Raw genomic sequence first — 22,745 nt, 5'->3', positions numbered from 1 at the left:
GCCCGCTACGGGCCGCGCAGCGGCGCTGGCACGAACAAGAACGCGTCGCACAAAGTCAGAGCGAGCTTGGCTGCTCCTTGAAGCAAGCCAACCTCCTCGGCCCACGGCTGGAGAATTGACCTCGCGGACGCCATGTCTCCGCCCGCGACCGCTCGGCGCGCTTTGGTGTCGGCCTCGGCATAGAGGTCGGTTGCGATCATGCCGGACAGCGCCTGCGAGAGGCCTTGATCGAAGCTCTCGAGGCGAACCTCCGATTGGTAGTGATCCGGCCTGAGCCTGATGTGGTTCTTCGCATCGGCAGGATCGAAAAGTCCGACCTTGCCCAGCATGATCAGCAGCGGATGATTCCGGGCGATTGCGGCGGGAATGATCGGGTAGGTCCTGCGTCTCCCCGATCGGTCATCGAGGGATGAGAATGAGACGACCGGCCCGATGTTGAAGCGCGAATTGCGGTGGAGCACCACGACGCGATGATCGATCTCGGAATCGGCTTCGAACACCTCGCCGCTCTTAAATCCGTCCTCCAGGCCGGTTGCGATGAAGTAGGCCGAAAGCTGGGCGACACGGGCGGTGACGGTGTCTTGATCGAGCCCATCCACCTCGAACTCGATCTCTCTTCCAGTGAACGCCGACAGTCCGACTGTATAGGCTCCTATGGTTTTGCCGGAACGGTAGGGGACGATCTCCGTCCACAATGCGAACGGTTGATCTGGATAAGCCGCAAAGGCGCTGCGCGACCGCTCCAGCCACATCTCGGGCGAACGACCGACCTTTCCATCCCAGATGACGGCGACCACACCGGGCGTCGCTGCGAGCACTGCGCCTACAAGGGCGGTTGTGAGGAGCGTACGCTCGGCAAATCCCAGCTCTTTCGTTTCGGCATTGCTCTTGGCAGAGTCCATCACCGCGATGGCGAGGTGCGCGCGATGGCGTCCCGCGGCGCGGAAAGCTTCCGGCCATAGCCGAGAGGCTCGCTCCCAAAGTTGCTGATCAGAAGGCACCGGCTCCGGTACCAGGAAGATCGTCAGGGTGTGATTTCCGACGGGGATCAACATCGGACGAGTAGCGCCGTCGCTCAATACGGCGGCGCTGCGACTGCACTGCAAGTCGGGATGACGACCGCGTATTGACTGAATCAAGGCCTCCTGATCCGGGAGGCGGGCATCTTTGAGCAGAATGAATGCGAGAGGAATGGTTGCCATAGCAGATGGGTGCGCGTCCCAATTGGTCGAGGCAGTGGCATTGCTCGCCCTAGACGAAGTTGATGTGGCGGACAACCGCTATTGTTGCATAGGAAGGAACATGCTTTAAAGCCTCGATCTGAACCCGGAGTCAGCCCGGCGCAGGAAAATCCGCGGAGCGAAACATGACACCACCATCCGATCACTCCGCCGTCAAAGCCCTCGTCTTCGACGTGTTCGGCACCGTCGTCGACTGGCGCACGAGTCTCATCGCCGACTTTATGTGGTGGGGCAAGCAGCGTGGCATCACCGCCGACTGGACCGCACTCGTCGATGGTTGGCGCGGCATGTACATGGCCTCGATGGACGACGTGCGCAAACACCCCGAGCGCGGCTATGTCATGCTGGATGATCTGCATCGTCGCTCGCTGGACAAGCTTGTCGAGAAGTTCGCCATCAAGGGGCTGACGGAAGCCGATCTCGATTATCTCACCAAAGGCTGGCACCGCCTGCACCCGTGGCCGGACAGCGTCGCCGGCCTGACCCGGCTCAAGACCAAGTTCGTCATCGCGCCGCTGTCGAACGGCAACGTCGCGCTGCTCACCAACATGGCGAAGTTCGCCGGCCTGCCGTGGGACCTCATCCTGTCGGCCGAGCTGTTCGAGCACTACAAGCCCGATCCCGAGACCTATCTCGGCGCAGCAAAGCTGCTTTGCCTCAAGCCGGAGGAGGTGATGATGGTCGCCGCCCACAACGGCGATCTCGCGGCCGCGCAGAAGAACGGGCTGAAGACGGCGTTCGTAGCACGGCCGACGGAATACGGTCCGCTGCAGAAGGTCGACTTCGAGGCGACCGGCAACTGGGACATCGTCGCAAGGGATTTTGGCGGGATCGCCGACAGGCTGGGATGTTAGACGGCGCCATCCCGACGCGATCGGCTCCGCTTGCTTTCTGGGCTAACGTGAGAGTCGGACAGCATGGCCAAGAAGATTCCGGAGCGGTATCGACTTCTGCGAACCTTCGCATTCGGCGACAGCCCCGCGCTGGCGGATGAGTTGGTTGAGCTCGTGGTCAGGGGCATCAAGACCGCGACATGCAGTACCGAAGACGAGCCGAACACCTCCACACCCGGCGAGCGCTGGGTCGTGCTCGACGGGCGAGCGGAGCCGCGCTGCGTCATCGAAACCATCGACGTGACATATCGGCGGTTCAACGAGGTCGACGCAGCCTTTGCTCATGAGGAGGGAGAAGGTGACCGGAGCCTGGCCTTTTGGCGCCGCGCCCATCAAGGCTATTTCGGCAGGCTTGGACGATATAGCGATGACATGATGCTGATGTGCGAGCGCTTTCGCCTGGTCGAGGTCCTCGGCGATGACCAGTTGGATCGATAGCTACGAAGCTGCGATCAGCAGTTCGGGATTGCTCGGGGAGCTGAGTGGATTCGATCCGCGCGTGGTTGGGACGCTGCCCTTGGGAATTTCGACGCCGACAAGCGACATCGATGTCGTGTGTCAGGTGCGCGACGCGGCAGTTTTCGCGGAGCTGGTGTGGCGACAGTACGGGGACTGTGACGGATTTGCTCTCTACCAATGGCGCTCCAGCCGGCGGCCGGTGGTCGCCCGTTTCGAATGGGGTGGCTGGCCCTTCGAACTGTTCGGAGATCCGAGACCGGTCGATCAGCAGGAGGGATGGCAGCACTTCGAGATCGAGCGGAGACTGCTCGCTCTCGACGATGGACGCCTGCGGAAGGCGGTGGTAGGGCACAGGGGACGCGGAATGAAGACGGAGCCTGCGTTTGCTGCCGTGCTCGGCATAGCAGGGGACCCTTATTCTGGATTGCTTGCATTGGGCCGTGAGACTGACGCCCAGCTGCGATCGCGCCTCGACCGCTTATAAAATCGCCTCGCCCAGCGAGGGCGCAGTCCGGACGGCGAGCGCCGCCCGGACCTGATCTGACGAGAGTTACAACGTCATCTGCATCGGCTCCGGATAGTAGCGGAAGCCATCTCCGGCCTTGGCGACATGGCCATAGCCCGGCCAAGCGAAGTGATAGGACATCACCGGGACCTTGTTGGCGGCCAGCATGGTCAGCAGCTTGACACGCGAGTCGGCCGCCTGCTTCGGGTCGGTGTCGTACGAGAACTCCATCCGCGGCCGCTCCAGCAGCAGCACCGAATGGTGCGAGAGGTCGCCAAGGAAGGCGAAGGATTTTCCCGCCGAAGAGACCATGAAGATGGTGTGACCGACGGTGTGGCCCGGTGCCGCGATCGCCTGCACGCCGGGCAGGAATTCCTGGCCGTCCTTGAAGAACACGATGCGGTCGCGAACCGGCAGCAGGTTCTTGCGGGCGTGGACGACGAAGTCCTTGGCCGCGCTGCCGAGCTTGCCCTCGTCGGTCCAGAAGTCGAAATCGGTCTGCGAGATGTAGACCTGCGCGTTCGGAAACAACGGCTTGCCGCCTTCGTCGACGATGCCGCCGATATGGTCGATATGGGCATGCGAGCAGACGACGGCGTCGATGTCGCCCGGCTTGATGCCGGCCTCGGTCATGCTCTTCTGCTGCCGGCCGGTGCTGGCGCCGAACATCTTTGAGCTGCCCATGCCGGTATCGAACAGGATCAGCTTGTCGCCGGTGTTCACGATCGGCGAGTTCTGTTCGAGCACGACGTTGTCCGGCGACAGGAAATTGTCGGCGAGCATCTTCTTGACCTCTTCCTTGGGAACGCCGGTGAAGGTCCCCGAGGGATCGCCAAGCGGCAGCGGCCCGTCGGATACGACGGTCACCTCGGCATCGCCGAGAATGAATCGGTGCCAGTAGGGCGTCTGCGTGCCGAGCTTGGGAGCCCGCGCCAGCGCGCTGCTGCCGAGCATGGCGCTGGCGCCGAGACCCGCCCCGAGTGCGAGCAGGGACCGACGAGAGACATCGATTGTCATGCGTTTCCTCCGCTTTAGTCTTTTATCTTGGTTATCTTGCGCCATTGTTCGCGCGGTTGCGACCGGCCTGATCAGCCATGTGGCCGGAGGCAGCCATGCTGCGCCGGTTACGACAAGCTAGCAAGTAGAATTGGTCGGCGGATGCATGCGACCGCGGAATTGCGCGTTACGCAATTCTCAGCGTGAGGTCCTTGCCTTCCGTCTCGGCAAAGCCCGCCTGCAGAACCTCTTCGCGCTTGTGACGCTGCTCTGCTGCTTGCAGCCGAAATGGCGGCGCGTCGCGGCCTCTGACGGCACGAACCGGTCCGGCGTTACTTCGCGATCGGCGTCGTCAGCTCCTTGTCGGTCGTGTCCACCACGAACACGGCCAGCAGCTTCGCGGGCTCGCTATTGCTGGCATTGGCGCTGACGGCGTGGCGGTCACCGGGCCTTTCAGAGAAGTTCTCTCCCTTGTGAAAGACCTTGGCCGGGCCATCATTGACCTGACTGCGGATCGCTCCTTCGAGGACCGTGGCATAGATGAAGGCGGACGGCGCGTGAATGTGGGCGGGCGAGGAGCCTCCGGGCCCGTACTCGACCAGCACGCCCTTCATGCTCTTGCCGGGGACATTAGGCAGCGCCTGGTCAAAGACGATCGTGACCTTGGCCAAGGGGGCGGCCGATTGGGCGGCGGTCTCTGCTGCATGGGCCGCCAGGAAGGATGCGGCATAAACCGCGGTTGCGATCAGCAATCTTCGCATGGGATTTCCCCTTCTTTGCCATTTCCATCGTGGTTGAGTCTGGCCGAGCCTTCAGAGGCTCGCGAGCCATGTTGCGAGCGGCGTTGTCCCCAGCCGCGCATCGCCGAGCGGGGTCAGCGACTTGTCGTCAATGAGGGCGCCGTAATAGGGCGCCTTCGGATCCCCCACCACTGGGCGGACATCGCGCGATGCCTTCAGGCGGCGTGCGATGAATTCATTGAAGGGGGCCTTCTCGGGGCCAGCGATATCGATCGTGCCGTTGAGCGGCTTGCCGGTTGCGACCTCCGCGAGCCGATCGACGACGTCGTCGGCCGCGATCGGCTGAAACTGGGCCGTGGGAACGACGATCTTGCCGTCGATCACGCCTGTCTCGGCGATGGCCCCGAGGAATTCGAAGAACTGGGTGGCGCGCACGATCGAGTAGGGGACCGAGGCGGACTTGATGATGGTTTCCTGCGCCAGCTTGGCACGGAAATAGGCGTTGTCGGGCGCGCGGTCGGTACCGACGATCGAGAGCGCCACGTGATGTTTCACGTCTGCTGCGGCCTCTGTCGCGCCGAGATTCCTGCTCGACCGCTGGAAGAACTCGAGCACGGCAGCCGGCTCCCAGGACGGCGCGTTGGCGACATCGACGACGACCTCCGCGCCCGCCAGCGCCGCGGCAAGGCCTTCGCCGGTCACGGCGTTCACGCCTGATTTCGGCGAGGCTGCCACCACCTCGTGGCCCTGTTGCTTGAGCTTCGCGACGAGCTTCGATCCGATCAAGCCGGTTCCGCCGATCACGACGATCTTCATGGCATGTCTCCTCGGTCTATCGGAGCGCGAGACGAACCAGGGGAGCTCGCGCTGTCACGTCGATCAACGTGATGCGAAGCGACTCTATGCGAGCCATGGCGCAGGCTCTTGCCTGTAACGGGCGAGCCTTGCCGGAAAATGCTTCAGAAGCTGGGCTGCGATATCACAAGATCGCAGCGGAAGGGATCAGTCCCTCATGCCGTGCACGCAACCTGTGATGATCTTAGATTGCCAGTGTTTTGCCCGACGTGTCAAAGCGTTTCGACGGACGAAAGACGGGGCGGCAGGGTGCCCTTGAGAAACACCAATGAAAACAAGCCTCGAGCTACTGTGCATGGGGTTGTTTTCGAGGATTGGATCGGGTGGCCGAGAACGATCCGGTTTCGCGGACGGCCGCTGCTCGCCTCAGGCCCCGCAGACGATCACGCCATACCAGCCGAGGCCCCGATAGGTCTCGTAGCCGGGCGTCGCATGGAAGGCGACCATCGTGCCGGAGCGGTCCTGATAGAAGCCGGAACGCTGGCCATCCAGCGACAGCGAGATGCGCTCGCTGAGGATGCCCTGGCCGTCGGAGGCCGCGATCACGCGAAAATTCGAGTCGACCAGCAGCACGCGGGCCTTGTCGCTGTCGCCGACGCGCACGCCCTGGACGATGGCGCGGGCCTGCGGCTCCCAGTCGAAATGGATGGCGAGCACGCCGATCGGCGCGCCATTGGCCTGGCCGCCGTCGCGGACGCTGGCGCAATAGGTCGCGACCTGCGCGTTGCCGAGCAGCGGCTGGTTCTCGACGTCGCCGGCGACATAGTCATCGCCGGAGCGCAAGGACCGTGCCTCGCGAAACCATCTGGTGTGGGCGACGTTCTGGCCGACGACGCGAAAGCGGTCGGCGCGGCCGTTGGCGATGACGTTGCCGTCGAGATCGCAGAGCCAGAGGTCGAGATAGACCGTGTAGGCCCCCAGGATCACGCCGAGGCGCTGCGAGGCATGGGAGACGGCCGCAGCCCCAGGCGAGGCCGCGCAATCGACCACGGCGGAATCGGTCGCCCACCAGCGCACGTCGCAGGTGCGCTCATAGAGATTGCGGTCGATCAGCTCGATGGCGTTGAGCGACAGATCGACCATGCGCTCGCCGCGCGAACGCTGGCTCATGCGCTCGATCGAGGAGACGAGATCGCCGGTGCGTTTCGTCAATTGGGTTTCGAGTTCGCGCGCGATGGTCTCGACCTGCTGGCCGACGCCGCGCACCTCCTGCGCCACCACCGCAAAGCCTGCGCCCTGCGCGCCTGCGCGCGAACTCTCGATCAGCGCGTTCAGCGCCAGCATCTTCATCTGATTGGTGATCTGCTGGATCGACTTGGTCTTGTCGATCGCGATCTGGTTGACCTCGGCAGTGAGGCGGTTGATCAGCGCGGAGATGTCGGAATCATCGTCCGTGGCTTCGGGGGCAATCGGCTTGGCTTTCAGACCCAGCGCAGCAGACATCGGGGAGCTTCCCTTGGCAATGAGGCCTGATCTGCAATGAACGGGGAACAACGACTTACAGATCGAATACGATTCTTTTTCGAAGATTCCGCCTAACGCCTGCTTAATTTGCTGTTCGGCGGAATGCCTAAATGGTAGTCACCCCGGCCGGCCGAGCGGCCATCCACCGCTTTGTGCGTCCGGGCCGTTGCAAATCCCGGCCGATTGCCGGCCAATCCTCGGACAGCCAGTAACCGTGCGTCCGCGTGATCGCCTGGACCCCGAGCTCCCAACAAGTTGCATCCGCCATGACGCCGCCCGCCACCGCCTTGCCCGTCGAAGCGCCCCAGGCTTTCCTGGGCGTGGCACGTTCGCTGACCGACAAGCTCTGGCGCGACCGGCTGGACGGGCGCGGGGCGGCGCAGGCGCTCGCCATCGTGCAGCGGCACCAACTGCCGGAACTGCTGGCGCGGGTGCTGGCCGGCCGCGGGATAGATATCGACGCGGTGCTCGACTTTCTCGATCCGACCATCCGAAAGCTGCTGCCGGACCCGTTCACCGTGACGGAGATGGAAGCCGCCGCCAAGCGGATCGCCGATGCCGCGGCAAGGGGCGAGAAGGTCGCGATCTTCGGCGACTACGACGTCGACGGCGCCACCTCGGCGGCGCTGCTTGCCTGGCACCTGCGCCATTGCGGGCTCGATCCGCTGATCCATATTCCCGACCGGATATTCGAAGGCTACGGCCCCAATACCGAGGCGGTGCGGGCGCTTGCAGCAAAGGGCGCGACGCTGCTCGTGACCGTCGATTGCGGCACCACCAGCGTCGAGCCGCTCGCAGAAGCAAAACGTCTCGGCATGTCCGTGGTCGTGATCGACCACCACCAATGCGGGCTCGACCTTCCCGAAGTCGATGCGCTGGTCAATCCGAACCGCCCCGACGATCTCTCCGGCCTCGGTCATCTCGCTGCCGTCGGCCTCGTGCTGGTGACACTGGTCGCCGTCAACCGCGAACTGCGCCAGCGCGACTTCTGGACCTCCGAGATGCCGGAGCCGGATCTGCTCGGCATGCTGCATCACGTCGCGCTCGGCACGGTCGCCGACGTGGCGCCGCTGATCGGTCTCAACCGCGCCTTCGTGGCCAAGGGCCTGATCGCGATGCGACGGCGCGACCATGTCGGGCATACCGCACTGATGGACGTGGCGCGGCTCAACGGCCCGCCGGAGGCCTGGCATCTCGGCTTCATGCTAGGGCCGCGCGTCAATGCCGGCGGCCGCATCGGCCGCGCCGATCTCGGCGTGCGGTTGCTGCTGGAGGGCGACAGCGTCGAGGCTGCGCGGATCGCGGCGGAGCTCGATCGTCTCAACAGCGAGCGCCGCGTCATCGAGCAGGCCGCCGAAGCCCAGGCCGAAGCCGAGGCACTGGCCTCGATCGGGCTGGAGGACAAGCTCGCCGTGATCGTCACGGCCTCGGAAGGCTGGCATCCCGGCGTGGTCGGCCTCGTCGCCTCCCGCCTGAAGGAGAAGTTCTCGCGGCCTGCCTTTGCCATTGCGCTGGAGCCCGGCGGCATCGGCACCGGCTCGGGCCGCTCGATCGCCGGCGTCGATCTCGGCAAGGCAGTGCGGCAGGCGGTCGCCGACGGCATCCTGCTCAAGGGCGGCGGGCATGCGATGGCCGCCGGCGTCACGCTGCGGAAAGAGAAGCTCGCCGAATTCCGCGCCTATGTCGAAAACGCGCTGGCACGCGATGTCGCAGAGGCGCGCCACGTCAACGAGCTCTATATCGACGGCGCGGTCTCCGCACGTGCTGTGACGCCGGAGCTGGCGACGACGCTCAACCGCGCCGGTCCCTTCGGCAGCGGCAATCCGGAGCCCGTGCTGGCACTGCCGGCGCACCAGCTCGTGTTCGCCGACGAGGTCGGGCAGGCGCATCTGCGCCTGCGTTTCAAGTCGGGCGACGGCGCCATGGTCAACGGCATCGCGTTCCGTTCGGTCGGCCAGAAGCTCGGCAATGCGCTGCTCGCCAATCGAGGCCAGCAGCTGCATGTCGCGGGCTCGCTCTCGGTCGACCGCTACCAGGGCGCCGAGCGCGTGCAATTCCGCGTCGTCGACGTCGCGCTACCCGATCAAGGGCCATCCGTGATTAGATGACGCATGATCCCTCGCGACAAACGCGGTCCGCGTTTGCGCGGAGATCATGCGCAAGGATAGCGCGCTCAAACAACAAAAACGGGAGTGAACATGACAGGGCAGGTTGAGGGCAAGGTCGCACTGGTGACCGGCGGCGCTTCCGGCATCGGCGAGGCCATCGTCGAGCTGTTCGCGCGCGAAGGCGCCGCGGTCGTCATCACCGATATCGACGAGCTGCGCGGCCCGGAGCTCGCCAGGCGCGTCACCAAGGCCGGCGGCAAGGCGATCTTCCTGGAGCAGGACGTCACCAGCGAGGAGCGCTGGGTGGAGGTCGTCGCCGACATCGCGAAGCGCTACGGCCGGCTCGACATCATGGTCTCCAACGCCGGCATCGGCATCGCCGTGCCCTCGATCGTCGACATGGCGCTTGCTGACTGGCGCAAGCAGAATGCGATCAATCTCGATGGCGTATTCCTCTCGGTCAAGCATTGCCTGCCCTTGATGCGCAAGACCGGCGGTGGCTCGATCGTCATGATGTCGTCGCTGGCGGGCTTGCGCGGCTCGCCCGGGTTGTCGGCCTATTCGGCGACCAAGGGCGGCGTGCGATTGTTCGCCAAATCGATCGCGATGGAGTGCGCGGCGGCGGGCGACGGCATCCGCGTCAATTCGGTTCACCCCGGCATCATCGATACCCCGATCTGGGGCAAGATCCCGACCGGGGCGACCGGCGCCGGCCAGAACGCGCCGATCGATCCGGAGGAGCGCGCCAAGGTCGTCACGCCCCTCGGCCGTGCCGGCCATGCCGCGGAGATCGCCTCCGGCGTGCTGTATCTGGCGTCCGATGCCTCGCGCTATGTCACCGGCAGCGAGCTCGTCATCGACGGCGGAATGAACGCGGGCGGCGTGCCGCGGCGGACCTGAGCCGCGCAGGGCAGGGCGGCGGTTGCAGGGGCTGACGCGCAGGCGCAGTCCCTGTACAAGGCTGACAGATCCCGACCGACAGAGGTGTCCTTCGCCATGGCGCATAGCCTTCACGCGTCCTCACCAGCGCCCGCTCCATTCCGCTCCAACCGGCCGGACCTCGCGACCGACGCGATCCGCACCGCGCGCGAGGATCTGGCCGCCTGCTTCCGCATGGCGGCGCGCAACGGTTTCGAGGAGGGCATCTGCAATCATTTCTCGGCCGTCGTACCCGGCCATGATGATCTGTTTCTCGTCAATCCCTACGGCTACGCTTTCCGCGAGCTGACCGCATCGAAGCTCCTGATCTGCGACTTCCACGGCAACGTGCTCGACGGCGAGGGTGTGCCGGAGGCGACCGCCTTCTACATCCATGCCGAGATGCACAGGCTGCTGCCGCGCGCCAAGGTCGCCTTCCACACCCACATGCCCTACGCCACGGCGCTGTCGATGACCGAGGGCGAGCCCCTGATCTGGGCCGGCCAGACCGCGCTGAAATTCTACGGCCGCACCGCGGTCGACCGCGAGTACAACGGTCTTGCACTCGACAACCGTGAAGGCGCGCGCATAGCCTCCGCCGTCGGCGATGCCGACATCGTCTTCATGAAGCATCACGGCGTGATGGTGCTGGCGCCGACCATCGCGGAGGCCTGGGACGATCTCTACTACCTTGAGCGCGCTGCCGAGGTTCAGGTGCTGGCGATGTCGACGGGGCGAAAGGTGTTGCCGGTCGATCCTGCGATTGCGGCCGCGACCTACAAGCAGATGCGCGAGGGAGATGCCGAATCCGCGCGGCTGCATCTTGCCGCGGTCCGCCGCCAGCTCGATGCGGAAGAGCCGCAATACAGGCACTGAGGCAGGCTGTCATTCCTGGGCGAGGCGAAGCCTCGAACCCGGAATCCAGAGATTGTGGCGCGAGATTCCGGGTTCTCGCTACGCGAGCTCCGCAATGACGGGGTACCTACGAGCCCTGCCGCAGCTTCGCCAGCACCTTCAGCCCACCATAACCATCCGCCGGCGTGATGCCGGCGCGCTGCTGAAAATCCTTCACCGCCTTCATCGTGTCGTTGCCGACGCGTCCGTCGGTACCGCCGGTATCGAAGCCGGCCTTGGTCAGGCGCGTCTGCATCTCCTGCACCTCGGCCAGCGTTAGCGCACGCTCGGAGCCGGGGAAGGGCTGGATGAAGGGTGGCGCTCCCAGGCAGCGGTCGCCGAGATGGCAGATCGCCAGCGCATAGTTCATGGAAGGGTTATAGCTCTTCACCGAATAGAAATTCGGCCCGAGCAGGAAGGTCGGCCCGCCCGCAACCGGCGTCCACATCTGCGCGGATGCGTTCGGCTGCGGAAACGGCTGGCCGTCGGCGCGGGTGACGCCGGCCGCCTGCCAGGCCGCGTAGGTGCGGCTTCCGCTCATGCCGCCGGGTACGCGCACCTCGTAGCCCCAATGCTCGCCGCGATGCCACTTGCCGCGGTTGACGAGATACTTCGCCGTCGAGCCCAGTGCGTCGTCGGGCTTGCCGAATGGCGACACCTTGCCGTCGCCGTCATAGTCGATGCCGACATTGAGCCAGACCTCCGGCATCCATTGCGAATGCCCCATCGCGCCGGCCCACGAGCCGCGCATCTCCTCGGGCGCGCTCCAGCCCTTGTCGACGATGCGCAGGGCGTTGATCAACTCGGTCTCCCAATAGGCCTTGCGGCGCGGCTCGTTCCAGGCGAGCGCGGCCAACGAGGGAAACACCGGCCTCATGTGGTTCTGCTGCACCAGGGGATCGCCATAGGCGGACTCGACGCCCCACAGCGCCAGCAGCGTGCCGCGTTCGACGCCGAAATCGCGCTCGACGCGCGTAAGCAGCGCCTCGTTGTTCTTGAGCGCGATCTTGCCGTTGATGATGCGCCAGTCCGAGACGCGGCGGTTGATGTATTGCCAGAGCTGTTCGTTGAATTCCGGCTGGTTGCGCATCTGCTTGAATACGCTCATGTCCGGATCGATCCGCCCCATCGCGCGCTGCCACGTCGCGGCTGAAATACCTTTCGCCATCGCGCGGGCGCGAAAGCTCTCGCGCCATTCGTCGAATCCCGGAGGCGCGGCGAGAGGGCGCGTCGGGACGGCGAGCAAGGCGGCTGCACCGAACGCCGATTGGAGCAGGGCGCGGCGAGTTGGACGAGGCGAGGAATCAGCGTGCGTCATGAGCGCATTCTAGCCGGAAACATGGCGCGTGTGAGTCGGTTCCTGGAACGGCGGCGATGTGAGAATTCTGCCTGATTGCGTCGGCGGTTCCCACCGGAACAAGTGTCGCACTCCCGCATTCCCTCCACACCAGGAAGGAGGAGAAGATGAGGAAATATCTGCTTGCCGCAGCCATGGTCACCGCCGTCGCAGCGCCTGTGTTCGCCGACGAGGTCGGCGTTCACGTCGGACCGGCCGGCGCAGGCGTAACGGTCGGCCAGTCGCACGAATATCGTGAGCGCGACCGCGACCACGACCGCACCACCGTCATCAGGGAACGCGAGCCTGCCGACCGCACCACGGTGATCAAGAAGGAAGATGAATTCGGCAACCGCAGCAAGACCGTCATTCACGACAACGACTGACGGAGCAGGGTCCCGGCTTGATGCCGGGGCCTTCCTTCGCACGATCGGCAAATCGAATCGGGGTCGAATGAAGATACGCACGCATGCGGAAAGCCACGTCGTCGAACTCGACGACGGATCGCAGTGGCAGATTTTCCCCGGCGATCTCGCGACCACGCTGAGCTGGAAGCCGGAAACCGAATTGCGTCTCGAGCAGAGCAGTGACCCGATGAGTTCGCACGTGCTGGTGAATACCGCCGATCAAAGCCGCGTGCGGGTGATCGCGGCGGAGGAGACCTGGCCCGACGGCGAGGTCAAGAACGCGTTGAAGGGCGGATAGGCGCGCTGCTGCAGCAGAGGCGGCAACCAACGTCTGCGAATGTCGGTGGCCTAGTCTCCCTGCAGATCCTTCGCGATTCCGGCAAGCCAGCGCCGGATCGTGGTTTCGGCCTTTGAATCCAGATCCCGAGCCAGGCGCTTCTCCAATTCGAGCACACGCTGCCGGCACGCGTTCAACAGCGTCGCGCCGCGCGGCGTCAGCGTCCATTGCAGGATGCGGCCGTGGACGGGATGAGGTGTCATCACGATCGCGCCGTCGCGTTCGAGGTTGCGAATGATCACACCGACGGTCTGGGGCGTGAGGAAAGTGAGGCGGGCGACATCGGCCCCCGACAAGCCCGGATAGGCGTTGAGCATCGTCATTACCGCAAATTGCGGCGACGTCACGCCAAGATCGGCGAGAGTCCGTTCCATCGTCAGGCGAACCGCGGCATGGGCCTGACGCAGGAGATAGCCGAGATAGCCCTGCTCGCCGCGCTTGCCTTCGCCGGGAGCGGGAACACGCGTGGTGTCGCCGGCAGGCGCGGGTGCGTTGCGCACGTTTTTCAGCCTTGTGCTGGCAGCGGTCTTGCGTGTCATATAAGAGCTCTTATAAGATATAAATACACTTATAACATTCCGAGGTAAACGGCAATGTCACATGCCCGCAGCGAATACGAGGATTTCAAGAGGATCGCGCCGGACGTGTATGATCTGGTGCTTGCGCTGGGTCAGCTAGCGGCCAACGCAGGGCTCGACAAGCAGCTGCTCGAGCTCGTCAAGCTGCGCGCCTCGCAGATCAACGGCTGCGCCTTCTGTGTGCAGCACCACGTCCTGCTGTCGGAACGGATCGGCGTTCCTGTCGACAAGCTTCATCTGGTCGCGGTCTGGCGCGAGGCGCCGATTTTTTCGCCGCGCGAGCGCGCGGCGCTGGCCTGGACCGAGGCGCTGACCTGTCTGCCCGATGGCGTCAGCGAGGAAGTCTACGCGGAAGCGTCTGGCGAATTCTCCGAGACGGAACTGACGTACCTGACGTCAGCGGTCGCCTCGATCAACGTCTGGAACCGTTTCGGCGCAGCGTTTCGCTGGACGCCGGCAAAGCGGCCGGTCGCAGCCGCTGCAGCTGCATCCTGAGGGGCAAGGGGAGGTCACGATGACAGCCATGAGCTTTTCTGCCGTGCAGTGCCCGATGCCGTCACGTTCAACGGCGCTTGCCGTCGTCGCAGGGCTCGCCTGCGCGCTTGCGATCGGCAAGGTGCTGCCGTTGACGATCGACAGTGTATCCGGAGTGCTGGCACCGCTCTGCGCCACGGCGGCGGAGAGCTCGCCGCTCGACAAGGTCGAGCCGATCGGGTCCTATGCGCTTCCGAACGTCCCGGGCAAGCGCGTGACCATCGTGCGCGTGTCCTACGGTCCCGGCGGATTTTCGCGGCCGCATCGTCACGCGGGCTCTGTCACCGCCTACATCACGAAGGGCGAAATCCGCTCGCAGCTCGGCGGCGGCCCGGTCGAGACGTTCGGCGTCGGCCAGTCCTTCTTCGAGCCGCCGGGCTCGACGCATCTGGTCTCGGCCAATGCCAGTATGACGGAGCCGGCGGAGTTGATCGCGGTGTTCGTCGCAGACGAGGGCGCGCAACTGACGACGTTCATCGAGTAGCTGCACGCGCACTCCGCCACCGCATGTTCAGGCCGATCGCGATCGCCTCAACCGTTTCCATGCCGGTGCGAGACCGTATTCGACGGCCGGAATCGCGAGTGCGCCGACAAGCAGTCCAAGCACGCCCGAGATGGCTGCCTCGACCGACCATTCGATGACGCCCGCAACGGAGGGAAGGAGGTGTGCGGCAGCCTCGGTGACGGCATGGACCGTGTGGCCGACCACGGGTGGGCCGTATTTTTCGATGCCGTGCAGGATGATGCCGCCGCCGACCCAGATCATGGCGGCGGTGCCGATGGTGCTCAGCACCGCCAGGAAGATGGGCATGCCGCGGACGAGCGCGCGTCCAAGCAAGCGGATTCCGCTGCCGATGATCGAGGTGCCGTCATAGCGCGCAAGGGCCATGCCGACATCGTCCGCCTTCACGATCAGGGCCACCACGCCGTAAACCCCGACGGTGATGCAGAGGCCGACCAGCGCCAGCACCAGCGCCTGCGTCCAGATGCTGCCCGCCGGGAGGGCCGCCAGCGTGATCGCCATGATCTCCGCCGACAGGATGAAGTCCGTCTTGATGGCGCTCGCGACCTTCTCGTCCTCGACCGACCGGGCATTCAACGCAATCGGCTGCAGCTGAGCTTCGTGGTGGTGCGCATGATGCGGCAGCACGGCTTCGAGCACCTTTTCGGCGCCCTCGTAGCAGAGAAAGGCTCCGCCCAGCATGAGCAGCGGCGTGACCGCGGCGGGAAGGAAGTAGCCAAGCAGCAGGGCAATGGGAAGCAGAATCAGCAATTTGTTGCGCAGCGATCCGGCCGCAATCTTGCCGACGATCGGCAGCTCGCGTTTCGAGGCAAAGCCGATGACGTAGTTCGGCGTGACGGCGGCGTCGTCGATGACCACGCCTGCCGCCTTCGTGCCCGCTTTGGCGGCCTGGCTCGCCACATCGTCGAGCGAAGCTGCTGCCACCTTTGCAATCGCCGCGACATCGTCGAGAAGACCGATCAGTCCGACACTCATGAACCGTGTCCCTTCTTCATTGAGCCGGCAGGTTTGCGCGATGACACGCTCTTGGGCCGCCCGGCATCGGGAGCGAGCAAGCCGTCAATTGTCCTCGCCGCTCGATCCCTCGCGCAGGTCCGGCTTGATCACATCCTCCGGCAGCGCATGGGCGACCGGCTGCGCCGTGCCTGCGATCTCCGGGCCGACTTCGCGGCCGCGGGCGCGGATCAGGCGCTCATAGGCCGAGACCAGCGTGACGTAGGGGCTGACCCAGATCCAGCCGTCGCGTGTGAACACCTGCACATCGAAATGCAGGTGCATCGACGTGCCGGCGGGATGGTCGAGATAGTTCGAGATCACACCGATCTTCTCGCCTTCGGTGACGATGCGGCCATTGAGCACGCCATCGGCGTTCAACGCGTGCGGGTTCATATGCATGTAGCGGAAACGGATGTGCTCGGTGCGGCTGTTGACTTGAAGTGTCGCGGCCTGGTCCTTGGCTCCGCGGATGACGATCGCGTCACGCACGGCGACGACGGCGCGCTGCTTGGGATCGCAGGGCTCGCGGCCTTCGCCGGGCGGCGGGCAGTCGGCGGCGCGGATGTCCTCGCCCTGGTGGCCGTAGCCTCCGCCACATTGCCACACTTCGAAACTGCGCGACTCGCAGAAATTGTCGCGCCAGGGATAGGCGGTCGGACCTTCACTCTTGTCGCGCCTGCCGTAGGATTGCGAGCGTACGAAGGCGGGCGCCTTGTCGAGGGGAAAGCGGATCTGGGCATAGGCCATCATATCGGGATGGCCGCCTTGCTTGCGGTAGCCGGTGTTCGGGATGATGTCGCCGCTCGGCCGGTAGCTGAAGTCCGGTGAACGTCCCGCGGGACGGTCAAGGACGTTGGAGGCAATGTCCATCAACGGCCGCATGCGCTGGCCACCGGCGATACGCAGGGCCTTCAAGAAGCGCTCGGCAACTGGATAGGCTTCCTTGCAGGCGAGCCGCCGCGGCTTGGCGATGCTGTCGAGGCACTGGATCGACACCACATAGGCGACGCCGAAGCGCGTGAAGGCGTAGCGCACATAGCCTTCCCGGATGAATTTGCGCAGGTCCGGGTAGGTTGCCGCGAGCGGCTTGACTGGCTCCCCCTTGCCGCCGGCTGGATCGGCGATGTCGTAGACGAGCGCCGAGCCCGTGATCTGCACCTCGACCGGCCTTGCGAATAGCCGGCTCGGCATACCCTCGCCGGCGCCGGGCTCGAACGAGAAGGTCGCGCTGTAGCCGGCCGGACCGGCATCGAACATGTCGACGGGATTGAAGTCGGCCAGGTAGCGCGACAGCGTGAGCGACGCAGGCGCGCCGCTGCGCTGCGCCTCGAGGTACGCGGCAGCGTCGAACGGCAGCAGCACGGGTACGGGACTTCGGGTGATGCCGGTGAAGAAGCGCGAGGAGATCGCGTTGAGCTGCACCAGCGCGGGCATCGCGCGCGGATCGTAGCGCGGGACCGAACGGCGGGGTGCAAAGATGAAGTCGCCCGCAATCTGCGGGCGACTGTTGATCTCGACACGGAGCTGGTCGAGCGCTGCGCGCCAGTCGACGCGCAGGGCCGTGAGCGAGGGGCCGCGGAATTCATCCGCAGCGACCGGCGCGGCAGCGAGGAGCGATAGCGACGCGAGGAGAAGCGGGACGAAGCGGAAATTCTTCCTGTCCACTGCCTCGCCCCCGGCGGTACCTGTTCCGATCCTCGATTGCCCGCTTAGTCCTTGGCGCGCTCGGCGTAGGAGCCGTCTTCAGTCATGACCACCACGCGGGTGCCGACCGTGATGTGCGGCGGCACGGTGGTGCGCACGCCGTTGGAGAGAACCGCGGGCTTGTAGGAGGAGGAGGCGGTCTGACCCTTGGTCACGGGCTCGGTGTCTACCACTTCCAGCGTCACGCGCTGCGGCAGCGCGATCGACACCGGGTTGGTGTCGTGCATGGACAGCTTGACCGTCATGCTCTCCTGGAGATACGCGGCGGCGTCGCCGACGACGTCCTTCGAGACCTGGACCTGGTCGTAGGTCTCAGGGTTCATGAAGTGGTAGCCGTCGCCATCCTCATAGAGATAGGTGTAGTTGCGCTCTTCGATCGTGGCCTTTTCGACCTGGTCGGTGGTCTTGTAGCGTTCGGAGATCTTTACCCCGTCCGAGATTCGGCGCATTTCGATCTGGCTGACCGGGGTGCCCTTGCCGGGATGGATGTTCTCGGCGCTCACGACGACATAAAGCTTGCCGTCTTGCTCGATCACGTTGCCCTTGCGAATAGAACTGGCGATGACTCTCAAAGCTGTATTTCCTGCTTGCTTGGCCCGGCGAGGGCCAGGACGTGGTCAAATTGATGGGGGACTTGGGGCCTCAAATCGGACCTCGGCGCCCGTTTCGGGCCGCAACATACTGATTTTGCCGTTGGATGCCAGCACTTTGCTGCTGGCTGGAGCGGTCAGTTAATGGCCGGGGACAAGCCGATGTCGCCGTTCTGGTCGCCCGGCAGGCACCTCGACCGGCGGCCGTTCCTCCAGGCCAGGGGCGCGGTGACCGGAGCTTTACGGGCCTTTTTCGCCGAACAAGGCTTCATGGAGGTCGAAACCTCGGTCCTTCAGGTCTCCCCGGGCAACGAGACCCATCTGCACGCCCCCCGGACCGAGATCATGCGGCCCGACGGCAGCCGGGCCAGCCGATACCTGCGGACCTCGCCCGAATTCGCTTGCAAGAAGCTGCTGGCGGCGGGCGAGACGCGGATTTTCGAGTTCGCCCGGGTGTTTCGGGACCGCGAGCGCGGCGACCTGCATCTGCCCGAATTCACCATGCTGGAATGGTACCGGGCGGGTGCCCCCTATGATGCCATCATGACCGATTGTCTCCTCGTAATCGCTCGTGCGGCGCAGGCGACCGGCATCGGGACCTTTTCCTTTCGCGGCAGGACCGCCGATCCCTTCGCCGAGCCGGAACTCCTGACGGTCGCGGGTGCCTTCGAGCGCTTCGCCGGCATCGACCTGCTGTCGACAATTTCGGGTGGCGAGGGTAACCGTGACGCGCTCGCCGCGGCGGCCCGCGGTAAGGTCCGTGTGGCCGAGGATGACACATGGTCCGACATCTTCAGCAAGGTCCTGGTCGAGCATGTCGAGCCGCATCTCGGGCAGGGGCGTTTGACCATCCTGTTTGAATACCCATCTCCAGAGGCGGCGCTGGCGCGGGTGAAGGCGGACGCCCCGAGGGTCGCCGAGCGATTCGAGGTCTATGCGTGCGGCGTCGAGCTCGCCAACGGCTTTGGCGAACTGACCGATGCCGAGGAGCAGCGAAAACGCTTCACGGAATCGATGAGGGAGAAGCAGCGCCGCTACGGCGAAGCCTATCCGCTCGACGAGGACTTTCTGGCCGCGGTCGCCGTAATGCCGGAGGCGAGTGGTGTCGCACTCGGCTTCGACCGGCTGGTCATGCTGGCGAGCGGCGCAACACGAATTGATCAGGTGGTGTGGACACCGCCTGCGGATGAGAGATGACGAAGGCGAACCTTTTACGCACTCTGCGCGAGCCTGCCGAGCTCGTCGCCCAGGGTCTGGCCCCCGCGGCGGCGCTGCCGGCGCTCGAACGCGTTGCCGCGCGCTATGCCGTGGCGATCACGCCGGCGCTGATCGAGCTGATCGACACCAGCGATCCCGACGACCCCATCGCGCGACAATTCGTTCCCACCGCGGCCGAGCTGGACCTGAGGCCGGGCGAGAATGCCGATCCGATCGGCGACCGCCCGCATTCGCCAGTTCCCGGGATCGTGCATCGCTATCCCGACCGCGTGTTGTTCAAGCTCGTTCACGTCTGCGCGGTCTATTGCCGATTCTGCTTCCGCCGCGAGATGGTGGGGCCCGGCAAGGAGAATGCGCTGTCGGACAGCGCTTATCGCGCGGCGATCGACTACATCCGGGCACACGACGAGATCTGGGAAGTGATTCTGACCGGTGGCGATCCCCTGATGCTGTCGCCGCGGCGGATGAGCGAGATCATGGCCGAACTGGCTGCGATCGATCACGTCAAGATCATCCGTCTTCACACCCGCGTACCGGTGGCCGAACCCGCGCGCGTCAGCGAGGAGATGGTTGCGGCATTGAAGGTCGCGGGCGCGACCACCTGGCTGGCAGTGCACGCCAACCACGCGCGCGAGCTGGCAGGGCCCGCACGTGCTGCCTGCGCACGGCTCGTCGACGCCGGAGTTCCCTTGGTGAGCCAGTCCGTGCTGTTGCGCGGCGTCAATGACAACATCGCCGCTCTGTCGGATTTGATGCGAGCTTTCGTCGAATGCCGAATCAAGCCCTACTATCTGCATCACGGCGATCTCGCGCCGGGCACCTCGCATCTGCGAACGACGCTGGCGGAGGGACAGGACCTGATGCGGCAGCTGCGCGGGCGGGTGTCAGGGCTATGTCAGCCGGACTATGTCATCGACATTCCCGGCGGCGCCGGCAAATCGCCGGTGGGGCCAGGTTACGTCCTGGCGCCGCAAAATACCGCACCCGATGCGGATGATGCGGGAGCCGAAACGCGCTATCGTATCGTCGATTATTGCGGCGACGTTCATCTTTACCCGCCCGAGACCTGAGTGGGGTGGAGAGCGCGCCGGTTTTGAGAATGGAGCACTGAGAATGAAGAAGATCATGGTGGCAGCATCGCTCGTGGTCTTGCTTTGTGGCGCGGCGGTTGCGCAGCCGAACGGCTCGAAGGGATCGACCTCCACCGGTGCAAGCCGTGGAACGGTGTGGCCGGCGCCCGTTGGTCACCGCCAGCCGCGTGCGGCTGACGTGCCGAGCGAGAAGAATCTGAGCGATCCGAACACCGCCGCGAACAAGGAAGATGCGGAGCTCGATCGCAAGATCAGGAGCATCTGCCGCGGCTGCTGATTGCTTTGACCTCTCCCCGTCGGGGAAGGTCAGGAGCGAGCCAACCTAAAGCGCGATACGATCAGGATGAATCGTCATCGCGCCTTAGGTTGTTGTTTAAGCATGATCTTTTCGGAGAACCGCTGCGCACTTTTCCGGATCATGCATTGGCCTCGTGATTTCTCAGGCCGATCGTTCGTGCCGCCCGGCGTGCCGGGTGTTGCGACGGATCTCGACGGCGTCGGCGAGCTGCTCGAGCGCGCCTGCCGTGGTCGGCCAGTCGATGCAGCCGTCGGTGATGCTCTGGCCGTAGGTGAGTGGCTTGCCCGGCACCACGTCCTGGCGACCGGCGACGATGTTGCTCTCGACCATCGCGCCCATGATGCGGCTTTCGCCGCCCGAAATCTGACTGGCGATGTCGGCGATCACCAGCGGCTGATTCTCCGGCTTCTTGCTCGAATTGGCGTGGCTTGCATCGACCATCACGAGCGGCGCGACGCCGGATTTGGTCAATTCGTTACAGGCGGCCGCAACGCTGGCCGCGTCGTAGTTGGGCCTGCTGCCGCCGCGCAGGATGATGTGGCAGTCCTCATTGCCCACGGTCGAGGCGATCGCCGAACGGCCGAGCTTCGTCACCGCCATGAAATGATGCGGATGCGAGGCCGATTTCACCGCGTCCGCGGCGATCCGCACGTTGCCGTCGGTGCCGTTCTTGAAACCGACCGGGCAGGACAGCCCCGAGGCCAGCTCGCGGTGGATCTGGCTCTCGGTCGTGCGCGCGCCGATCGCCGCCCACGAGACGAGGTCGGCGATGTATTGCGGCGTCGTCATGTCCAGGAATTCGGTGCCGGCGGGCAGACCGAGATTGTTCACGGCCGACAGCACGTTGCGCGCCAGCCGCAGGCCCTTGTTGATGTCGAAGCTGCCGTCGAGATTTGGGTCGTTGATCAGGCCCTTCCAGCCGACGGTGGTCCGCGGCTTCTCGAAATAGACCCGCATCACGATCTCGAGCTGGTCGGCAAGGTCCTCGCGCAAGCGCGCAAGGCGCTCGGCGTAGTCGAGTGCGGCCTCGGGATCATGCACCGAGCAGGGGCCGACCACGACCAGCAGGCGGTCGTCCTGGCCGCTCAGGATGGCGTGGATGGCATTGCGGGCGGCCATCACCACGCGCGTCGCGGTGAGCGTGCGCGGGACCTCTCGCATCACCTCTGCCGGCGTGCTCAGTTCTTTCAGTTCGCGGATACGAAGATCGTCGGTCGTGCTCAGCACGGCGGGCTCCTGTCTGTTTTAGAACCTGCCGGCCAATAAAAAAGCCGCCAGGTCTGGCGGCTTGTTCGGACGTTTGCTGCAATGTGTCAGATTGAGCGCGATCCTCCCGCCGCCAGCGAGCTGTCGTAGCTAAAATACCAAAAATAGCTGGTGGCGACGGTGATCATGGCAGGCCATATAGCCTGCCGCTGGCGGCTTGTCACCCCCCAATCGGCGCGTAGGGCGGCGAGGCGCCTCAGGTCTTGCTGTTGCGTGCCGCCATTGCCATGCCGATCAAGGTGGCGCCGCCGAACAGCAGGTTGATACCGACGAGCACGCCGATCGCCCAGTCCGCCGAGCTTGGCAGTCCCGTGATCACCATGAACGAGATCGCGATGTCGACGAGACCGGAGACCAGGAGCCACGACCAGCGGCCGCTCAGCTCGCGGCGGTGCTCCAGCGCGTACATGATGGTAGCGACGCCCTCCGCCAGGAAATAGGCGCCGAGCACGATGGTCAGCGTCAGTACGGCCTGCATCGGCCGGGCCAGCAGCAGCATGCCGGTGAGCACGGCCAGCGCGGCCGAGATCAGCGACCACCAGAAGCCCGGCGTGCTGCGCGCCCAATAGGTCGCGATCAGCCCGCCGATGCCGCCGATCAGGAACATCCAGCCGAGGAAGATCGCCGTCGCAAGACTTGCAAGCGGCGGGAGAACCAATGCAGCAACGCCGAGAACCACGAGCAGGATGCCCTCGAACAGGAAGGCCTTCCAATGCGTCTTGACCGCCTGGTTCATTGCGGATTGCAGCCGTGAAAATTCCTCAGGCGATGTCATGAAGTCCTCGATCTCGTCA

The 22,745-nt window shown here is 64.8% G+C and carries 25 protein-coding genes; 13 read left to right on the top strand and 12 right to left on the bottom strand.

Features of this window, described 5'->3' with window-relative positions; genetic code table 11:
- Nucleotides 1-5: 5 nt before the first annotated feature.
- Complete coding sequence (locus H1B27_RS30025; protein ID WP_245312063.1) at nucleotides 6-1,055, bottom strand: hypothetical protein; 1,050 nt, start codon at nucleotides 1,053-1,055, stop codon at nucleotides 6-8.
- A gap of 311 nt (nucleotides 1,056-1,366) precedes the next feature.
- Here H1B27_RS30025 and H1B27_RS30020 point away from each other — a divergent pair, with 311 nt between their 5' ends.
- The 3 genes from H1B27_RS30020 to H1B27_RS30010 all read left to right on the top strand — a co-directional run bounded on the left by H1B27_RS30020 (nucleotide 1,367) and on the right by H1B27_RS30010 (nucleotide 3,077).
- The gene (locus H1B27_RS30020) at nucleotides 1,367-2,095 is read left to right on the top strand and encodes a haloacid dehalogenase type II (protein ID WP_197968541.1); all 729 of its coding nucleotides are present in this window, start codon (nucleotides 1,367-1,369) and stop codon (nucleotides 2,093-2,095) included.
- Between the two features lie 63 nt (nucleotides 2,096-2,158).
- On the top strand, nucleotides 2,159-2,572 hold the full coding sequence (locus tag H1B27_RS30015) for an ASCH domain-containing protein (protein ID WP_197968540.1): 414 nt from the start codon (nucleotides 2,159-2,161) through the stop codon (nucleotides 2,570-2,572).
- Nucleotides 2,553-3,077 (top strand): DUF4269 domain-containing protein, encoded by a 525-nt coding sequence (locus H1B27_RS30010; RefSeq protein ID WP_197968539.1) that lies wholly within the window; start codon nucleotides 2,553-2,555, stop codon nucleotides 3,075-3,077. The genes H1B27_RS30015 and H1B27_RS30010 overlap by 20 nt, the downstream gene beginning before the upstream one ends.
- A 66-nt stretch (nucleotides 3,078-3,143) precedes the next feature.
- On the opposite strand, the gene H1B27_RS30005 is transcribed toward H1B27_RS30010, so the two are convergent.
- The 4 genes from H1B27_RS30005 to H1B27_RS29990 form a co-directional block, all read right to left on the bottom strand.
- Nucleotides 3,144-4,115 (bottom strand): MBL fold metallo-hydrolase, encoded by a 972-nt coding sequence (locus tag H1B27_RS30005; protein ID WP_197968538.1) that lies wholly within the window; start codon nucleotides 4,113-4,115, stop codon nucleotides 3,144-3,146.
- Between the two features lie 311 nt (nucleotides 4,116-4,426).
- Nucleotides 4,427-4,855 carry a cupin domain-containing protein gene (locus H1B27_RS30000; protein ID WP_131868518.1) on the bottom strand — a complete coding sequence of 143 codons (429 nt, stop codon included), beginning with the start codon at nucleotides 4,853-4,855 and terminating at the stop codon, nucleotides 4,427-4,429.
- Nucleotides 4,856-4,906: 51 nt separating this feature from the next.
- Complete coding sequence (locus H1B27_RS29995) at nucleotides 4,907-5,650, bottom strand: SDR family oxidoreductase (RefSeq protein WP_197968537.1); 744 nt, start codon at nucleotides 5,648-5,650, stop codon at nucleotides 4,907-4,909.
- Between the two features lie 405 nt (nucleotides 5,651-6,055).
- The gene (locus tag H1B27_RS29990; protein ID WP_028177558.1) at nucleotides 6,056-7,132 is read right to left on the bottom strand and encodes a methyl-accepting chemotaxis protein; all 1,077 of its coding nucleotides are present in this window, start codon (nucleotides 7,130-7,132) and stop codon (nucleotides 6,056-6,058) included.
- A 287-nt stretch (nucleotides 7,133-7,419) separates the two neighbouring features.
- Between H1B27_RS29990 and recJ the strand changes: the two genes are divergently transcribed.
- From recJ to H1B27_RS29975, 3 genes are all read left to right on the top strand, one after another.
- Nucleotides 7,420-9,261, top strand: coding sequence for a single-stranded-DNA-specific exonuclease RecJ (recJ, locus tag H1B27_RS29985; protein WP_197968536.1), 1,842 nt, complete (start codon nucleotides 7,420-7,422; stop codon nucleotides 9,259-9,261).
- Between the two features lie 90 nt (nucleotides 9,262-9,351).
- On the top strand, nucleotides 9,352-10,161 hold the full coding sequence (locus H1B27_RS29980; RefSeq protein WP_061880393.1) for an SDR family NAD(P)-dependent oxidoreductase: 810 nt from the start codon (nucleotides 9,352-9,354) through the stop codon (nucleotides 10,159-10,161).
- 96 nt (nucleotides 10,162-10,257) lie between these two features.
- The gene (locus H1B27_RS29975) at nucleotides 10,258-11,055 is read left to right on the top strand and encodes an aldolase (protein ID WP_061880394.1); all 798 of its coding nucleotides are present in this window, start codon (nucleotides 10,258-10,260) and stop codon (nucleotides 11,053-11,055) included.
- 106 nt (nucleotides 11,056-11,161) lie between these two features.
- On the opposite strand, the gene H1B27_RS29970 is transcribed toward H1B27_RS29975, so the two are convergent.
- Nucleotides 11,162-12,391, bottom strand: a complete 1,230-nt coding sequence (locus H1B27_RS29970; protein WP_197968535.1) for a lytic murein transglycosylase — start codon at nucleotides 12,389-12,391, stop codon at nucleotides 11,162-11,164.
- A 146-nt stretch (nucleotides 12,392-12,537) separates the two neighbouring features.
- Between H1B27_RS29970 and H1B27_RS29965 the strand changes: the two genes are divergently transcribed.
- Both H1B27_RS29965 and H1B27_RS29960 read left to right on the top strand, forming a co-directional pair.
- A complete protein-coding gene (locus H1B27_RS29965) occupies nucleotides 12,538-12,795 on the top strand; it encodes a hypothetical protein (protein ID WP_131868524.1) in 258 nt (85 codons plus the stop codon).
- Between the two features lie 67 nt (nucleotides 12,796-12,862).
- Nucleotides 12,863-13,114 carry a hypothetical protein gene (locus tag H1B27_RS29960; protein ID WP_197968534.1) on the top strand — a complete coding sequence of 84 codons (252 nt, stop codon included), beginning with the start codon at nucleotides 12,863-12,865 and terminating at the stop codon, nucleotides 13,112-13,114.
- Between the two features lie 50 nt (nucleotides 13,115-13,164).
- Here H1B27_RS29960 and H1B27_RS29955 read toward each other — a convergent pair whose 3' ends face one another.
- On the bottom strand, nucleotides 13,165-13,692 hold the full coding sequence (locus H1B27_RS29955) for a MarR family winged helix-turn-helix transcriptional regulator (protein ID WP_197968533.1): 528 nt from the start codon (nucleotides 13,690-13,692) through the stop codon (nucleotides 13,165-13,167).
- A gap of 54 nt (nucleotides 13,693-13,746) precedes the next feature.
- Here H1B27_RS29955 and H1B27_RS29950 point away from each other — a divergent pair, with 54 nt between their 5' ends.
- Both H1B27_RS29950 and H1B27_RS29945 read left to right on the top strand, forming a co-directional pair.
- Nucleotides 13,747-14,226, top strand: a complete 480-nt coding sequence (locus H1B27_RS29950) for a carboxymuconolactone decarboxylase family protein (protein WP_197968532.1) — start codon at nucleotides 13,747-13,749, stop codon at nucleotides 14,224-14,226.
- A gap of 19 nt (nucleotides 14,227-14,245) precedes the next feature.
- Entirely contained in the window at nucleotides 14,246-14,749 is a 504-nt protein-coding gene (locus tag H1B27_RS29945) for a cupin domain-containing protein (RefSeq protein WP_197968531.1), read from the top strand.
- Nucleotides 14,750-14,776: 27 nt separating this feature from the next.
- Here H1B27_RS29945 and H1B27_RS29940 read toward each other — a convergent pair whose 3' ends face one another.
- The 3 genes from H1B27_RS29940 to efp form a co-directional block, all read right to left on the bottom strand.
- Nucleotides 14,777-15,763 carry a DUF808 domain-containing protein gene (locus tag H1B27_RS29940; RefSeq protein WP_197968530.1) on the bottom strand — a complete coding sequence of 329 codons (987 nt, stop codon included), beginning with the start codon at nucleotides 15,761-15,763 and terminating at the stop codon, nucleotides 14,777-14,779.
- 84 nt (nucleotides 15,764-15,847) lie between these two features.
- On the bottom strand, nucleotides 15,848-17,449 hold the full coding sequence (locus tag H1B27_RS29935) for a M23 family peptidase (RefSeq protein WP_197968529.1): 1,602 nt from the start codon (nucleotides 17,447-17,449) through the stop codon (nucleotides 15,848-15,850).
- 44 nt (nucleotides 17,450-17,493) lie between these two features.
- Nucleotides 17,494-18,060: an elongation factor P gene (gene efp, locus H1B27_RS29930; protein ID WP_028177546.1), complete on the bottom strand. Its 567-nt coding sequence runs from the start codon at nucleotides 18,058-18,060 to the stop codon at nucleotides 17,494-17,496.
- A gap of 162 nt (nucleotides 18,061-18,222) precedes the next feature.
- Here efp and epmA point away from each other — a divergent pair, with 162 nt between their 5' ends.
- The 3 genes from epmA to H1B27_RS29915 are packed head-to-tail and all read left to right on the top strand — an operon-like array spanning nucleotide 18,223 to nucleotide 20,664.
- The gene (epmA, locus tag H1B27_RS29925; protein WP_197968528.1) at nucleotides 18,223-19,275 is read left to right on the top strand and encodes an EF-P lysine aminoacylase EpmA; all 1,053 of its coding nucleotides are present in this window, start codon (nucleotides 18,223-18,225) and stop codon (nucleotides 19,273-19,275) included.
- On the top strand, nucleotides 19,272-20,366 hold the full coding sequence (locus H1B27_RS29920; protein ID WP_197968527.1) for a lysine-2,3-aminomutase-like protein: 1,095 nt from the start codon (nucleotides 19,272-19,274) through the stop codon (nucleotides 20,364-20,366). The genes epmA and H1B27_RS29920 overlap by 4 nt, the downstream gene beginning before the upstream one ends.
- 43 nt (nucleotides 20,367-20,409) lie before the next feature.
- Nucleotides 20,410-20,664: a hypothetical protein gene (locus H1B27_RS29915; RefSeq protein ID WP_061880405.1), complete on the top strand. Its 255-nt coding sequence runs from the start codon at nucleotides 20,410-20,412 to the stop codon at nucleotides 20,662-20,664.
- Between the two features lie 162 nt (nucleotides 20,665-20,826).
- On the opposite strand, the gene H1B27_RS29910 is transcribed toward H1B27_RS29915, so the two are convergent.
- Both H1B27_RS29910 and H1B27_RS29905 read right to left on the bottom strand, forming a co-directional pair.
- On the bottom strand, nucleotides 20,827-21,912 hold the full coding sequence (locus H1B27_RS29910) for a 3-deoxy-7-phosphoheptulonate synthase (RefSeq protein ID WP_061880406.1): 1,086 nt from the start codon (nucleotides 21,910-21,912) through the stop codon (nucleotides 20,827-20,829).
- Between the two features lie 235 nt (nucleotides 21,913-22,147).
- Nucleotides 22,148-22,726, bottom strand: a complete 579-nt coding sequence (locus tag H1B27_RS29905; RefSeq protein ID WP_061880407.1) for an HdeD family acid-resistance protein — start codon at nucleotides 22,724-22,726, stop codon at nucleotides 22,148-22,150.
- Between the last annotated feature and the right edge of the window lie 19 nt (nucleotides 22,727-22,745).

It is taken from the genome of Bradyrhizobium diversitatis, assembly GCF_016031635.1.
Taxonomy (GTDB): Bacteria; Pseudomonadota; Alphaproteobacteria; order Rhizobiales; family Xanthobacteraceae; genus Bradyrhizobium; species Bradyrhizobium diversitatis.
The sequence above is the reverse complement of the archived record's forward strand: the minus strand, read 5'-3'. Positions and strand labels throughout refer to the sequence as shown.

Coding starts and splice junctions, on each gene's coding strand:
- H1B27_RS30025 (WP_245312063.1), bottom strand. CDS start 1,055: ATGTTGATCCCCGTCGGAAATCACACCCTGACGATCTTCCTGGTACCG.
- H1B27_RS30020 (WP_197968541.1), top strand. CDS start 1,367: ATGACACCACCATCCGATCACTCCGCCGTCAAAGCCCTCGTCTTCGAC.
- H1B27_RS30015 (WP_197968540.1), top strand. CDS start 2,159: ATGGCCAAGAAGATTCCGGAGCGGTATCGACTTCTGCGAACCTTCGCA.
- H1B27_RS30010 (WP_197968539.1), top strand. CDS start 2,553: ATGACCAGTTGGATCGATAGCTACGAAGCTGCGATCAGCAGTTCGGGA.
- H1B27_RS30005 (WP_197968538.1), bottom strand. CDS start 4,115: ATGACAATCGATGTCTCTCGTCGGTCCCTGCTCGCACTCGGGGCGGGT.
- H1B27_RS30000 (WP_131868518.1), bottom strand. CDS start 4,855: ATGCGAAGATTGCTGATCGCAACCGCGGTTTATGCCGCATCCTTCCTG.
- H1B27_RS29995 (WP_197968537.1), bottom strand. CDS start 5,650: ATGAAGATCGTCGTGATCGGCGGAACCGGCTTGATCGGATCGAAGCTC.
- H1B27_RS29990 (WP_028177558.1), bottom strand. CDS start 7,132: ATGTCTGCTGCGCTGGGTCTGAAAGCCAAGCCGATTGCCCCCGAAGCC.
- recJ (WP_197968536.1), top strand. CDS start 7,420: ATGACGCCGCCCGCCACCGCCTTGCCCGTCGAAGCGCCCCAGGCTTTC.
- H1B27_RS29980 (WP_061880393.1), top strand. CDS start 9,352: ATGACAGGGCAGGTTGAGGGCAAGGTCGCACTGGTGACCGGCGGCGCT.
- H1B27_RS29975 (WP_061880394.1), top strand. CDS start 10,258: ATGGCGCATAGCCTTCACGCGTCCTCACCAGCGCCCGCTCCATTCCGC.
- H1B27_RS29970 (WP_197968535.1), bottom strand. CDS start 12,391: ATGACGCACGCTGATTCCTCGCCTCGTCCAACTCGCCGCGCCCTGCTC.
- H1B27_RS29965 (WP_131868524.1), top strand. CDS start 12,538: ATGAGGAAATATCTGCTTGCCGCAGCCATGGTCACCGCCGTCGCAGCG.
- H1B27_RS29960 (WP_197968534.1), top strand. CDS start 12,863: ATGAAGATACGCACGCATGCGGAAAGCCACGTCGTCGAACTCGACGAC.
- H1B27_RS29955 (WP_197968533.1), bottom strand. CDS start 13,692: ATGACACGCAAGACCGCTGCCAGCACAAGGCTGAAAAACGTGCGCAAC.
- H1B27_RS29950 (WP_197968532.1), top strand. CDS start 13,747: ATGTCACATGCCCGCAGCGAATACGAGGATTTCAAGAGGATCGCGCCG.
- H1B27_RS29945 (WP_197968531.1), top strand. CDS start 14,246: ATGACAGCCATGAGCTTTTCTGCCGTGCAGTGCCCGATGCCGTCACGT.
- H1B27_RS29940 (WP_197968530.1), bottom strand. CDS start 15,763: ATGAGTGTCGGACTGATCGGTCTTCTCGACGATGTCGCGGCGATTGCA.
- epmA (WP_197968528.1), top strand. CDS start 18,223: ATGGCCGGGGACAAGCCGATGTCGCCGTTCTGGTCGCCCGGCAGGCAC.
- H1B27_RS29920 (WP_197968527.1), top strand. CDS start 19,272: ATGACGAAGGCGAACCTTTTACGCACTCTGCGCGAGCCTGCCGAGCTC.
- H1B27_RS29915 (WP_061880405.1), top strand. CDS start 20,410: ATGAAGAAGATCATGGTGGCAGCATCGCTCGTGGTCTTGCTTTGTGGC.
- H1B27_RS29905 (WP_061880407.1), bottom strand. CDS start 22,726: ATGACATCGCCTGAGGAATTTTCACGGCTGCAATCCGCAATGAACCAG.